The 13195-nt window shown below is 58.1% G+C and carries 10 protein-coding genes; 7 read left to right on the top strand and 3 right to left on the bottom strand.

Features of this window, described 5'->3' with window-relative positions; genetic code table 11:
• Positions 1 to 203: 203 nt before the first annotated feature.
• Together FOT55_RS12140 and FOT55_RS12135 are read left to right on the top strand one after the other, a co-directional pair.
• On the top strand, positions 204 to 1490 hold the full coding sequence (locus tag FOT55_RS12140) for a dicarboxylate/amino acid:cation symporter (RefSeq protein WP_016929514.1): 1287 nt from the start codon (positions 204 to 206) through the stop codon (positions 1488 to 1490).
• A 261-nt stretch (positions 1491 to 1751) separates the two neighbouring features.
• Entirely contained in the window at positions 1752 to 3254 is a 1503-nt protein-coding gene (locus FOT55_RS12135) for a M16 family metallopeptidase (RefSeq protein WP_025304850.1), read from the top strand.
• 26 nt (positions 3255 to 3280) lie between these two features.
• Here FOT55_RS12135 and ppiC read toward each other — a convergent pair whose 3' ends face one another.
• Positions 3281 to 3562 carry a peptidylprolyl isomerase PpiC gene (ppiC, locus tag FOT55_RS12130; RefSeq protein WP_004934175.1) on the bottom strand — a complete coding sequence of 94 codons (282 nt, stop codon included), beginning with the start codon at positions 3560 to 3562 and terminating at the stop codon, positions 3281 to 3283.
• A 109-nt stretch (positions 3563 to 3671) separates the two neighbouring features.
• Between ppiC and rep the strand changes: the two genes are divergently transcribed.
• Complete coding sequence (gene rep / locus FOT55_RS12125) at positions 3672 to 5696, top strand: DNA helicase Rep (protein WP_043142264.1); 2025 nt, start codon at positions 3672 to 3674, stop codon at positions 5694 to 5696.
• 32 nt (positions 5697 to 5728) lie between these two features.
• Here the strand turns inward: rep and ppx are convergent, their stop codons facing one another.
• Together ppx and rhlB are read right to left on the bottom strand one after the other, a co-directional pair.
• Complete coding sequence (ppx, locus tag FOT55_RS12120) at positions 5729 to 7225, bottom strand: exopolyphosphatase (protein WP_043142260.1); 1497 nt, start codon at positions 7223 to 7225, stop codon at positions 5729 to 5731.
• A 5-nt stretch (positions 7226 to 7230) separates the two neighbouring features.
• Positions 7231 to 8517, bottom strand: a complete 1287-nt coding sequence (gene rhlB / locus FOT55_RS12115) for an ATP-dependent RNA helicase RhlB (RefSeq protein WP_025304853.1) — start codon at positions 8515 to 8517, stop codon at positions 7231 to 7233.
• Positions 8518 to 8648: 131 nt separating this feature from the next.
• Between rhlB and trxA the strand changes: the two genes are divergently transcribed.
• The 4 genes from trxA to wzzE all read left to right on the top strand — a co-directional run bounded on the left by trxA (position 8649) and on the right by wzzE (position 13109).
• Positions 8649 to 8975 (top strand): thioredoxin TrxA, encoded by a 327-nt coding sequence (gene trxA / locus FOT55_RS12110; protein ID WP_025304854.1) that lies wholly within the window; start codon positions 8649 to 8651, stop codon positions 8973 to 8975.
• 400 nt (positions 8976 to 9375) lie between these two features.
• Entirely contained in the window at positions 9376 to 10635 is a 1260-nt protein-coding gene (gene rho, locus FOT55_RS12105; protein ID WP_004934188.1) for a transcription termination factor Rho, read from the top strand.
• 296 nt (positions 10636 to 10931) lie between these two features.
• A complete protein-coding gene (gene wecA / locus FOT55_RS12100; protein WP_025304855.1) occupies positions 10932 to 12029 on the top strand; it encodes a UDP-N-acetylglucosamine--undecaprenyl-phosphate N-acetylglucosaminephosphotransferase in 1098 nt (365 codons plus the stop codon).
• Between the two features lie 27 nt (positions 12030 to 12056).
• On the top strand, positions 12057 to 13109 hold the full coding sequence (gene wzzE, locus FOT55_RS12095; protein WP_033631474.1) for an ECA polysaccharide chain length modulation protein: 1053 nt from the start codon (positions 12057 to 12059) through the stop codon (positions 13107 to 13109).
• Positions 13110 to 13195: the final 86 nt, after the last annotated feature.

The raw sequence follows: 13195 nt of genomic DNA, 5'->3' as shown, positions 1-13195 counted from the left end.
AGTGCAAACAAAGGCTTACGCAATTTTCAGCTTTGCACCTCGACTGACGCGTTTCAGCTCTTAAATTCACATCAACCCGCAGGGGCGGGTGCAACAAATTATTTCCATGTTGTTAAGTGGGTGTTATTTTCCGCGCAAGCAATGAACAGGCTGGATTTTTAGACTGCTGCCTGGTGCGTGTCTTCCCCCCATAGGATGTTCATATGAAAACAACGATCTTTAAGAGCCTCTATTTTCAGGTACTGACGGCGATCACGCTGGGTATCCTGCTTGGCCATTTCTACCCTGACCTCGGCGCCGAGATGAAACCTCTGGGCGATGGCTTCGTCAAACTGATCAAGATGATCATCGCACCGGTGATCTTCTGCACCGTGGTGACCGGCATCGCCGGCATGGAAAGCATGAAGGCGGTGGGGCGCACCGGCGCCATCGCGCTGCTGTATTTTGAAATCGTCAGCACCATCGCGCTGATTATCGGTCTGGTGATCGTCAACCTGGTGCAACCGGGCGCCGGCATGAACGTCGATCCCGGCACGCTGGACGCCAAGGCGGTGGCGGTCTACGCCGAGCAGGCACAGCAGCAGGGCATCATTCCGTTCCTGCTGGACATCATCCCCGGCAGCGTGATCGGCGCGTTCGCCAGTGGCAACATTCTTCAGGTGCTGCTGTTCGCGGTACTGTTCGGCTTCGCCCTGCATCGTCTGGGCGACAAAGGGCAGCTGATCTACAACGTGATCGACAGCTTCTCGCGGGTGATTTTCGGCATCATCAACATGATCATGCGCCTGGCGCCGCTGGGGGCCTTCGGCGCTATGGCGTTTACCATCGGTAAATACGGTGTCGGCACCCTGGTGCAACTCGGCCAGCTGATCGTGTGCTTCTATATCACCTGCATCCTGTTCGTGGTGGTGGTGTTGGGCAGCATCGCCCGCGCCAACGGCTTCAGCATCTTCAAATTCGTCAACTACATCAAAGAAGAGCTGCTGATCGTGCTGGGGACCTCGTCGTCCGAATCCGCGCTGCCGCGCATGCTGGATAAAATGGAGAAGCTGGGCTGCAAGAAATCAGTGGTGGGTCTGGTTATTCCGACCGGGTACTCCTTCAACCTGGACGGCACCTCTATCTACCTGACCATGGCCGCGGTGTTTATCGCGCAGGCGACCAATACCCACATGGACATCATGCATCAGATTACCCTGCTGGTGGTGCTGCTGCTCTCCTCCAAAGGGGCGGCGGGTGTCACCGGCAGCGGCTTTATCGTGTTGGCCGCCACCATCTCCGCCGTCGGCCACCTGCCGCTGGCCGGCCTGGCGCTGATCCTCGGCATCGACCGCTTCATGTCGGAAGCCCGTGCGTTGACCAACTTGGTGGGCAACGGCGTGGCGACCGTGGTGGTGGCAAAATGGTGTAACCAGCTGGATGAAAAACAGCTGAAAGACACGCTGAACAACAAAAACACCGGCGCGGACAAAACGCTGCCTTCCGCCTGATATCGGCGGTAAATCACCGGCCGCATCCGCGGCCGGTGAGGTTCTTCCCCCTGCCTCGTAACGATTTTTTGCATTAAAAACCCCGCAATCCATTATTTTTCACTCTAATGAGTGACATCCGCAAAGGCGCGCGGTCTAACACGGTGGTACACTTTCTGCTTTCCGCCCCACCGTGAAACTCAGGGCGTATTTTTATGATTCCATTGAATGGAATACACGCATTTGCATAAGAAATTGGATAGTCATTAAGTAGGGGTTCACATGCAGGGCACCAGAATTCATCTTATAGTTGGTGGGTTGCTATTGGCTGCAGCCAGTAGCAGCGTGCAGGCTGAAGCACTACAACCCGACCCTGCCTGGCAGCAGGGGGCGTTGGCCAACGGGTTTTCATGGCAGATTCTCGATACGCCGCAGCGGCCGAGTGACCGCGTTGAACTGCGGTTGATCGTCAATACCGGCTCTTTGGTGGAGTCTTCGCAGCAGACCGGCTTTGCTCATCTGCTGCCGCGGCTGGCGTTGGCGCGTAGCGAAAGCTTCACGGCCCCGCAGCTGCGCGCCCTGTGGCAGCAGAGCGTGGACAACGAGCGGCCGCTGCCGCCGGCTATCATCTCGTATGATTTCACCATGTATAACCTCAGCCTGCCGAACAACCGGCCCGACCTGCTGAAAGAAGCGCTGGCCTGGCTGGCGGATACCACCGGCAAATTGGCGATCGACGAGCATACGGTGCATGCGGTGATGAATTCCAGCATCAATCCGGTCGGCACTTTCCCGCCTAATACCCAAGACGTCTGGTGGCGTTACCGCCTGAAAGGCTCGACGCTGCTGGCGCACGATCCGGCGCAGCCGGCAAAACGGCCGGTCAACCTCGAGCAGCTGAAGAAATTCTACCAACAGTGGTATACCCCGGATGCCATGACGCTGTTCGTGGTCGGCAAGGTTGACAGCCGCAGCCTGGGCGAGCAGATCAACAAGGCGTTCTCGCCGCTGCAAGGCAAACGTGAAACCCCGGCTCCGATGCCGACGCTGACACCGCTGCCGCAGCAGCCGGTGAGCCTGATCAGCGAGCAGGTGAAACAGGATACGCTGTCGATCATGTGGGATTCGCCGTGGCACCCGATTCGCGATTCGCAGAGCCTGCTTCGTTACTGGCGTGGCGATCTCGCCCGCGAGGCGCTGTTCTGGCATCTCCAGCAGACGCTGGAAAAAAGCGAACAGAAGAGCCTGCATCTGGGCTTTGACTGCCGCGTGCAGTATCAACGAGGGCAGTGCGCCATTCATCTGGATACGCCGAACAACAATCTGAACGGCAGCCTGGGCTTTATTGCCCGCGAGCTGGCCAACGTGCGTGACAACGGCCTGTCGAAAGAAGAATTCGATGCGCTGCTGGCGCAGAAAAACGATCAGCTGAGCAAGCTGTTCGCGACCTACGCCCGTACCGACACCGATGTGCTGATGAGCCAGCGTCTGCGCTCGCAACAGAGCGGGGTGGTGGATATCGCGCCGGAGCTGTATCAGAAGCTGCGCCAGGAGTTCCTGTCCAGCCTGACGCTGGAGACGCTGAATCAGGCGCTGAAGCTGCAGCTTTCTCAGGAGGCGACGCTAGTGCTGATGCAGCCGAAGGGCGAGCCGGAAATGAGCATGAAGCAGCTGCAGGAAACCTATGACGGCATCATGATGCCGGCGCCGGCGGTGGTGACGGAAGAAGCCAAGCCGGCCGACGCCGCGGTGGCAGCGCCGGCGACGGACGCCAGCGCGCAGTAATTCGCCGCAGGGGGGCTCAGGCCCCCTCAGTTGCGGTACAGCACCTTGATGATGTGGTAACCGAACTGGGTTTTGACCGGGCCGTAAGGTTTGAGCAGCGGGATGCTGAACACCGCTTTATCGAACGCCGGCACCATCGCGCCTTTGTTGAACTCGCCCAGCGAGCCGCCGTTGCGTTTTGACGGGCAGCTCGAGTATTTGCGCGCCAGCGTGTCGAAGCTGACGCCGCGCTTCAGCTTGGCCAGCAGCTCGTTGGCCAGCTTTTCATTGTCTACCAGAATGTGCAGGGCGCACGCCGTTTTTGCCATGGTATTGCCTTTGTCGATGCGAAAATTGCGCTGATTATACCCGCTAAATCTCGTCGGCGCTTTCTGCTACAATTCCCTTCCACGTTTTACAGCCGAGCAAGCCAGCACCATGCGATTAAACCCCAGCCAACAACAAGCCGTCGAATTCGTTACCGGGCCCTGCCTGGTGTTGGCCGGTGCCGGTTCCGGCAAGACGCGCGTTATCACCAACAAGATAGCCCACCTGATCCACCACTGCGGCTACCAGGCGCGGCACATCGCCGCCGTGACCTTTACCAACAAGGCCGCGCGCGAGATGAAAGAGCGCGTGTCGCAAACCCTGGGGCGCAAAGAGGCGCGCGGGCTGATGATTTCCACCTTCCATACCCTGGGGCTGGAGATCATCAAGCGGGAATACGTGGCGTTGGGGATGAAATCCAACTTCTCGCTGTTCGACGACCAAGATCAGCTGGCGCTGTTGAAAGAGCTGACCGAAAAGTGGCTGGAAAGCGATAAAACGCTGGTGGCGCAGCTGATTTCGACCATCTCCAACTGGAAAAACGACCTGATCGATCCCCAGCGGGCGGCGGAGCTGGCGCGCTCGGAGCGCGACAAGCTGTTCGCCCACTGCTACGGCCTGTACCACGCCCATATGCGGGCGTGCAACGTGCTGGACTTCGACGACCTGATCCTGTTGCCAACGCTGCTGTTGCAACGCAACGAAGAGGTGCGCGAACGCTGGCAGCAGCGCATCCGCTACCTGCTGGTGGATGAATACCAGGATACCAACACCAGCCAGTACGAGCTGGTGAAGCTGTTAGTGGGCAACCGCGCGCGCTTTACCGTGGTGGGTGATGATGACCAGTCGATCTACTCCTGGCGCGGCGCGCGGCCGCAGAACCTGGTGCTGCTGAAGGAGGATTTCCCGGCGCTGCAGGTGATCAAACTGGAGCAAAACTACCGTTCCAGCGAGCGCATTCTGAAGGCGGCCAATATCCTGATCGCCAATAACCCGCACGTGTTTGAAAAACGGCTGTTTTCCGAGCTGGGGTATGGCGAAGAGCTGAAAGTGGTGACCGCCAACAACGAGGAGCACGAAGCCGAGCGGGTGGTGGGGGAGCTGATCGCCCACCACTTCGTGAAAAAGACCAACTACGGCGACTATGCGATCCTGTACCGCGGCAACCACCAGTCGCGGGTGTTTGAAAAGATGCTGATGCAGAACCGCATTCCGTACAAGATTTCCGGCGGCACCTCGTTCTTCTCGCGCCCCGAGATCAAGGATCTGCTGGCCTACCTGCGCGTGCTGACCAACCCGGAGGACGACAGCGCCTTCCTGCGCATCGTCAATACCCCCAAGCGCGAGATCGGCCCGGCGACGCTGCAGAAGCTCGGCGAATGGGCCAACCAGCGCAACAAGAGTTTATTCCACGCCAGTTTCGATCTGGGGCTGAGCCAGCACTTGACCGGGCGCGGGCTGGAATCGTTGCAGCGCTTCACCCATTGGCTGGGCGGCATCGCTCAACAGGCGGAGCGTGAGCCGGTGGCGGCGGTGCGCGATCTGATCCGCGGCGTGGATTATGAAAGCTGGCTGTTTGAAACCTCGACCAGCCCGAAGGCCGCCGAAATGCGGATGAAGAACGTCAACACGCTGTTCGGTTGGATGACGGAGATGCTGGAAGGCAACGATTTGGACGAGCCGATGACGCTGACCCAGGTGGTGACGCGCTTCACCCTGCGCGACATGATGGAGCGCGGCGAAAGCGAAGAAGAACTGGATCAGGTACAGCTGATGACGCTGCACGCCTCCAAGGGGCTGGAGTTCCCTTACGTGTTCCTGGTGGGCATGGAAGAGGGCCTGCTGCCGCACCAGAGCAGCATTGACGAAGACAATGTCGACGAAGAGCGGCGTCTGGCCTATGTGGGGATCACCCGCGCGCAAAAAGAGCTGATCTTCACCCTGTGCCGCGAGCGCCGTCAGTACGGTGAGCTGGTGCGGCCGGAGCCGAGCCGCTTCCTGCTGGAGTTGCCGCAGGACGATTTGGCGTGGGAAACCGAGCGCAAAGTGGTGAGCCCGCAGGAGCGAATGCAGAAAGGGCAGAGCCATCTGGCCAATATCCGCGCCCAGCTGGCCAAGGCCAAAGGCGGGAATTAAAAAGACAGGGCGCTCATCGCGCCCTGGTCATTTCAACGTTGTTCTTCCAACCGCAGCGTCCAGTGGACGTAGCTCTGCCAGTGGCTTTCCTGCTCCAGCGCCTCGGCACGCAGCGGATGCTGTTCCAGCCACCCCGGCGGCAAAATCACCGTCAGTTCATCGTCCTGATTGGCGCGTAAACGCACCGCCGGCAGCGTGTCGTCGCGGCGGCGGCTGGCGAAGATGATCGCCAGGCGCAAAATGCGGCACAGACGCTGCGCGGTGCGCGGCGGCAGGGCGTTTTGCTGGTTCAACAGCGACAGGTCGAGAGGGTTGCTCTGGTTTTGCAGCAGGGTGGCCAGCAGTTTTTTCTGCGCCGGGGTAAAGCCGGGTAAGTCCAGATGGCGGATCAGGTAGGCGGCGTGTTGCGGCGCCTGCTTGAAATCGACGCTGAGGCCGAGTTCGTGGATCAGGCTGGCGCTGTGCAATAGCTCGCGACATCGTGCGTCCAACTGCCATTCGTTGGCGACCTGCTGCGAGAAATTGGCGGCGAGCTGGCTCACGCGTTCGGCCTGCTCGGTATCGATCAGGTAACGGCGCTGCAGGTTGCGGATGGTGCGGATGCGAATATCCTGCTCCACCGGCAGATGCAGCATGCCGTAAACCAGGCCTTCACGCAGCGCTCCGCCGGCCAGCATCATGCTCTCGATGCCGAGCTCCTGGAAAATGGCCAGCAGAATGGACAGGCCGCTCGGGAAGACCAGCGCGCGCTCCAGCGTCAACCCTTCGATCTCCAGCTCTTCCAGCTTGCCGCACTGAATGGCACGCTGTTTCAACTGGCGCAGCTTGGGCAGGGTGATGCGTTCATCCATGCCTTGCGCCACCATGATCTCCTGCAGCGCTTGCACGGTGCCGGAAGCGCCGACGCAGATCTGCCAACCTTGCTGGCGCAGCTGCGGTGCGATCGGCCGCACCATTTCGCGCGCGGCCTGTTCGGCGCGCTCGAAGTTTTCTTGCCCGAGGTTGCGGTCGCTGAAGTAGCGCTCCAGCCAGGTAACGCAGCCCATCGACAGGCTATACAGCTGCGATGCCTGTGCGCCGGTGCCGGTGACCAGTTCGGTGCTGCCGCCGCCGATGTCGACGACCAGCCGCTGATCCGGCCCGCCGGTGGTGTGCGCGACGCCGTGATAAATCAGCCGTGCCTCTTCTTCGCCGCTGATCACCTGCACCGGGCAGCCGAGGATTTGCTCGGCGACCTGCAGGAATTCATCGGCGTTGGACGCCAGGCGCAGCGTGGCGGTGGCGACGACGCGGATCTGCTCGCGCGGAATGTCCTGCAGGCGTTCAGAGAACAGCCGCAGACACTGCCAGCCGCGCTGCATGGCCTCATGCGACAGGTGATTGTGCTGATCCAGCCCGGCCGCCAGGCGCACCTTGCGCTTGATCCGCGCCAGAGTCTGAATGCTGCCGGCTACCTCGCGCACCACCAACATGTGGAAGCTGTTGGAGCCGAGGTCGATGGCAGCATAAAGCGTGCTGGAGCTGAGCATGGCGATCAGCTCGGGCGTTTACGGTTGCTGCGCGGCGCGCCGCCGCGACGAGGCGCGGAGTTGCGACGTGGGCCGTTGCCGCCGCGCGGACGCGACAGGCGCTTCGGCGCCGGCAGATCGGTCAGCAGCGCATCGCTGTTGTACTTGCTCACCGGAATGCTGTGGTCGATATAGGTCTCGATCGCCGGCAGGTTGAGCGCGTACTCTTCACACGCCAGGCTGATGGAGTGGCCGCTGGCGCCTGCTCGGCCGGTACGGCCGATGCGGTGCACGTAGTCTTCGCAGTCGTCAGGCAGATCGTAGTTGAAGACGTGCGTGACGGCGGGAATGTGCAGACCGCGCGCGGCGACGTCGGTGGCGACCAGGATATCCAGGTTGCCCTTGGTGAAATCGTCGAGGATGCGCAGGCGTTTTTTCTGCGCCACGTCACCGGTCAGCAGGCCGACGCGGTGACCGTCGGCGGCCAGATGGCCCCAGATGTCTTCGCAGCGGTGCTTGGTGTTGGCGAAGATGATGGCGCGATCCGGCCACTCTTCTTCGATCAGCGTCTGCAGCAGACGCATTTTTTCTTCGTTGGACGGGTAGAACAGCTCTTCTTTAATGCGGTGGCCGGTTTTCTGTTCCGGTTCCACTTCAACATATTCGGCGTTGTTCATCTGCTCAAAGGCCAATTCGCGTACGCGATAGGACAGGGTAGCGGAGAACAGCATGTTCAGGCGTTGATCGGCCGTAGGCATACGGCGGAACAGCCAACGGATGTCTTTGATAAAGCCAAGATCGTACATGCGATCGGCTTCATCCAGCACGACAACCTGCATCGCGCCGAGATCGACATAGTTCTGCTTGGTGTAATCGATTAAACGGCCGGTGGTGCCAATCAGAATGTCCACGCCGCTTTCCAGCACTTTCAGCTGTTTGTCGTAGCCGTCGCCGCCGTAGGCCAGGCCCAGTTTGAGGCCGGTGCTCTGGGAGAGCGCTTCAGCATCGGAGTGGATTTGCACCGCCAGTTCACGCGTAGGCGCCATGATCAAGGCGCGCGGCTGATTGGTCTGGCGATCCTGTTTCGCCGGGTGAGTCAGCAAATAGTGAAAAGTAGACGCCAAAAACGCCAGCGTCTTTCCGGTACCGGTTTGCGCCTGACCTGCAACGTCACGCCCGGAGAGCGTGAGCGGCAATGCTAACGCCTGGATAGGCGTGCAATTGTGAAACCCTTTTTTCTCAAGGGCTTCAAGGACTAACGGGTGCAGGGCGAAGTCGGAAAACTTCTGTTCGGTCAAGTGTGTTTTGCTCATAGTGTGGTAGAATATCAGCTAACTATTGCTTTACGAAAGCACATCCGTTGAAATAAACGCGGTGCAATAAAATCACCTTGAGTTGGTTAATGCTACACCAACAAGGTAGACATAATCCTGTGGAGTAGAACATGAGCGATAAAATTATTCACCTGACTGACAGCAGCTTCGAAGCCGATGTGCTGAATGCGGAAGGGCCGATCCTGGTCGATTTCTGGGCTGAATGGTGTGGGCCGTGCAAGATGATTGCTCCGATTCTGGATGAGATTGCCGAAGAGTTCGAAGGCAAACTGACCATCACCAAGCTGAATATCGATCAGAACCCGGCTACCGCGCCTAAGTACGGTATCCGTGGCATCCCTACGCTGTTGCTGTTCAAGAACGGTGAAGTGGCCGCGACCAAGGTTGGCGCGTTGTCTAAAGGTCAGCTCAAAGATTTCCTGAACGCGAATCTGTAATCGGGCGGGAAGCCCAGTATCAGGTGCCTGGCGGTGATGTTCAATTCACCGCTAGACGCCTGCCAAGAAGCGTGTTAAGTTTAACCACACTGCATATAGAACTTGCCCGAAGTTTTAAATCTAAAGAGTTTGAATCTAAAGCTATACTCTGTGTCGAACCACTGGCGTTGAAAGTAAACTGAACTCAGCCCGTGTTTTGGCAATCAAACGGTTTTGCAAAAATCATTTTTAAGGTACCTTCGATCTTCAACCGTCAATGCGTGCGCCCGATGTAAGCCATTTCTTACCGCGACGGCTCTGCGCCCGGTGATCGAACGTCCAGTAAACAGGCACGCATCTCGCTGCCATACCATTCACGATACAAGTTCGAGACATACCCCGAGTTTAAGAACCCACCACTATGAATCTTACCGAATTAAAGAATACGCCGGTTTCTGAGCTGATTACTCTCGGCGAAAATATGGGGCTGGAAAACCTTGCCCGCATGCGCAAGCAGGACATTATCTTCTCCATTCTGAAGCAACATGCGAAAAGCGGAGAAGATATCTTCGGCGACGGCGTGCTCGAGATATTGCAGGATGGATTCGGTTTCCTCCGCTCTGGAGACAGTTCCTACCTCGCCGGTCCCGACGACATCTATGTATCCCCTAGCCAAATCCGCCGCTTCAACCTCCGCACAGGTGACACCATTTCCGGTAAGATTCGTCCGCCAAAAGAAGGCGAGCGCTATTTTGCCCTGTTGAAAGTCAACGAAGTCAACTACGACAAGCCGGAAAACGCCCGCAGCAAGATCCTGTTCGAGAACTTGACGCCGCTGCACGCCAATTCCCGTCTGCGGATGGAGCGCGGCAACGGCTCGACCGAAGACCTGACGGCGCGCGTACTGGACCTGGCGGCACCGATTGGCCGCGGCCAGCGTGGCCTGATCGTGGCACCGCCGAAAGCCGGTAAAACCATGCTGCTGCAGAACATTGCGCAGAGTATCGCTTACAACCACCCAGACTGCGTGCTGATGGTGCTGCTGATCGACGAACGTCCGGAAGAAGTGACCGAGATGCAGCGCCTGGTGAAAGGTGAAGTGATCGCATCGACCTTCGACGAACCGGCTTCGCGCCACGTGCAAGTGGCCGAAATGGTAATCGAGAAGGCCAAACGCCTGGTTGAGCACAAGAAAGACGTGATCATTCTGCTTGACTCTATCACCCGTCTGGCGCGTGCCTACAACACCGTGGTACCGGCTTCCGGTAAGGTGCTGACCGGTGGTGTGGACGCCAACGCCCTGCATCGTCCGAAGCGTTTCTTCGGTGCGGCACGTAACGTGGAAGAGGGCGGCAGCCTGACCATCATCGCGACCGCGCTGGTTGATACCGGTTCGAAGATGGACGAAGTGATCTACGAAGAATTTAAAGGTACCGGCAACATGGAATTGCACTTGGCGCGTAAAATCGCCGAGAAACGCGTATTCCCGGCGATCGATTACAACCGCTCCGGTACCCGTAAAGAAGAGCTGCTCACCACCTCCGAAGAGCTGCAAAAAATGTGGATCCTGCGCAAAATCATTCACCCGATGGGTGAGATTGACGCGATGGAGTTCCTCATTAATAAGTTGGCGATGACTAAAACCAACGATGAATTCTTCGATATGATGAAACGCTCATAATTCGTTAAAAAATTCGCTGAACGCCACGCCTAGTCGTGGCGTTTTTCGCTTTTGGCGGATACGATAAGTAGCAGTAATGGAAAAGTAAGTTGTTTCCTCGACTTATTGAGAATTCATCTTGTTTGTCGGTCGGCGTTGCGTCGGTCGGCTTTGCTGCTGTCGTTTTGTCAGCCGATGCGAAGAAAATAGGCATGAATCACCGTTGTCATAGGAAATGACCGAAAGGTGGCGGGGGCCGATGGCACAAGCTATTGCCCGTGGTAAGCTGCCTTATCTTCTACAGAGATCTGTTAACTGTGAACTTACTCACTATGAGTACTGAAATTCTATTTGTTTTCCTGTTTTCTTTGGCTTTTCTCTTTGTTGCCCGCAAGGCGGCAAAACGTATTGGTCTGGTAGATAAACCCAATTATCGCAAACGCCATCAGGGGCTGATTCCTCTGGTCGGCGGTATTTCCGTTTATGCCGGATTGTGCTTCGCATTTTGGATCTCCGAACAGCCTATCGCGCACGCCAAGCTTTACCTCACCTGCGCCGGCATTCTGGTGTTTGTGGGCGCGCTCGACGATCGTTTTGACATCAGCGTTAAGATCCGCGCCCTGGTGCAGGCGTTGGTCGGCATCGCCATGATGGTGTTCGCCGGTCTGTATCTGCGCAGCTTCGGCCATGTGCTGGGCGACTGGGAGATGTTGCTGGGGCCGTTCGGCTATTTGGTGACGTTGTTCGCGGTATGGGCGGCGATCAACGCCTTCAACATGGTCGATGGCATTGATGGCCTGCTGGGTGGGCTGTCATGCGTTTCCTTCGGCGCGCTGGGTCTGTTGCTGTACCTGAGCGGTCACCATGAGATGGCGTTCTGGTGCTTTGCGATGATCGCCACCATCGTTCCCTATATTTTGCTCAACCTCGGCATCCTCGGCCGCCGTTATAAGGTGTTCATGGGGGATGCCGGCAGTACCCTGATCGGCTTTACCGCCATTTGGCTGCTGTTGCAAAGCTCGCAGGGCAAGGCACACTCGATTAACCCGGTGACTGCGCTGTGGATCATCGCTATTCCGCTGATGGACATGATAGCAATCATGTATCGTCGTTTACGCAAGGGGATGAGCCCCTTCTCTCCCGATCGTCAACATATTCACCACCTGATCATGCGCGCCGGCTTTACGCCACGGCAGGCTTTCGTATTGATCACCCTGGCGGCCGCATTGCTGGCGGCGGTGGGCGTGATCGGCGAACGCCTGACTTTTATCCCTGAGTGGGTTATGTTGGCATTATTCTTGCTTGCATTCTTCCTGTACGGTTACTGCATCAAGCGCGCCTGGCGGGTTGCGCGGTACATTAAGCGTATCAAGCGCCGGCTGCGGCGTTCGGGCGATAACAAGCAAGTACCTTAACCAGAGACCAGAGGCTTTTTGGCTGTGATGAATCCAGAAACAACGTCTGACAAGCATACCCCGGCGGTGGATAACGAACTCGATATCCGCGGCCTGTGCTGCACCCTGTGGCGCGGCAAACCGTGGATAATCGGCATTGCGGTGCTGTTCGCGGCGGTCGCGCTGATCGTCTCTTATCTGGTTAAGCAAGAATGGAGCGCGACCGCAATCACCGACAAACCCACGGTGAATGCGCTGGGCGGTTACTACTCCCAGCAACAGTTCCTGCGCAATCTGGATGTGCGCACGTTGCCGGCGACGGCGGGCGATCAGCCGAGCATCGCGGATGAAGCGTACAATGAGTTCATCATGCAACTGGCGGCTTACGATACGCGTCGCGATTTCTGGCTGCAGAGTGATTATTACAAGCAACGTCAGGAAGGGGATGCCCGCGCCGATGCGGCGCTGCTCGACGAGCTGATCAACAACATCCTGTTCACGCCGCGTGACGACAAAAAAGTCCCGAACGACGGCGTGAAGCTGACGGCGGAAACCGCCGCGGACGCCAACCGCCTGCTGCGTCAATACGTGGCTTTCGCCAGCCACCGTGCTGCTCTGCACCTGAACGAAGAGATCCAAGGGGCATGGGCCGCTCGCACCACCTCGATGAAGGCGCAGGTCAAGCGTCAGGAAGCGGTGGCAGAGTCGGTTTACAAGCGCGAGCTGAATACCACGCAGCAGGCGCTGAAAATCGCTGAAAGCCAGGGGATTAGCCGCACGCAAACCGACACTCCGGCCGAGCAACTGCCGGATTCGGATCTGTTCCTGCTGGGCCGGCCAATGCTGCAGGCACGTCTGGAAGGCCTGCAGGCCTCCGGCCCGACCTACGATCTGGATTACGATCAGAACCGCGCGATGCTGGCGACGCTGAACGTTGGCCCGACGTTGGATGAGAAGTTCCAGACCTATCGTTATTTGCGCACGCCGGAAGAGCCGGTAAAACGTGACAGCCCACGCCGGGTATTCTGGCTGATTCTGTGGGGCGCGATGGGCGCTTTGGTTGGCGCGGGTGTTGCCTTGGCGCGTCGGCCGCGTAGTTAAAAAATAATATAATAATCTGATGCAGGGCGCGTGAGCTCCCCATTCGCAGGCGGTGCCTGCGATTAACCGACCAAAAGAGATTCGCT

Source organism: Serratia bockelmannii (genome assembly GCF_008011855.1).
Lineage (GTDB): Bacteria > Pseudomonadota > Gammaproteobacteria > Enterobacterales > Enterobacteriaceae > Serratia > Serratia bockelmannii.
Note: the sequence above shows the minus strand (reverse complement) of the source record. Positions and strands in the feature narration are given on the sequence as shown.

Excerpts from the sequence above, each read along its gene's own strand:
- wzzE (WP_033631474.1), top strand. The coding sequence starts at position 12,057 with ATGAATCCAGAAACAACGTCTGACAAGCATACCCCGGCGGTGGATAAC.
- trxA (WP_025304854.1), top strand. The coding sequence starts at position 8,649 with ATGAGCGATAAAATTATTCACCTGACTGACAGCAGCTTCGAAGCCGAT.
- rho (WP_004934188.1), top strand. The coding sequence starts at position 9,376 with ATGAATCTTACCGAATTAAAGAATACGCCGGTTTCTGAGCTGATTACT.
- rhlB (WP_025304853.1), bottom strand. The coding sequence starts at position 8,517 with ATGAGCAAAACACACTTGACCGAACAGAAGTTTTCCGACTTCGCCCTG.
- FOT55_RS12140 (WP_016929514.1), top strand. The coding sequence starts at position 204 with ATGAAAACAACGATCTTTAAGAGCCTCTATTTTCAGGTACTGACGGCG.
- FOT55_RS12135 (WP_025304850.1), top strand. The coding sequence starts at position 1,752 with ATGCAGGGCACCAGAATTCATCTTATAGTTGGTGGGTTGCTATTGGCT.
- ppiC (WP_004934175.1), bottom strand. The coding sequence starts at position 3,562 with ATGGCAAAAACGGCGTGCGCCCTGCACATTCTGGTAGACAATGAAAAG.
- rep (WP_043142264.1), top strand. The coding sequence starts at position 3,672 with ATGCGATTAAACCCCAGCCAACAACAAGCCGTCGAATTCGTTACCGGG.
- ppx (WP_043142260.1), bottom strand. The coding sequence starts at position 7,225 with ATGCTCAGCTCCAGCACGCTTTATGCTGCCATCGACCTCGGCTCCAAC.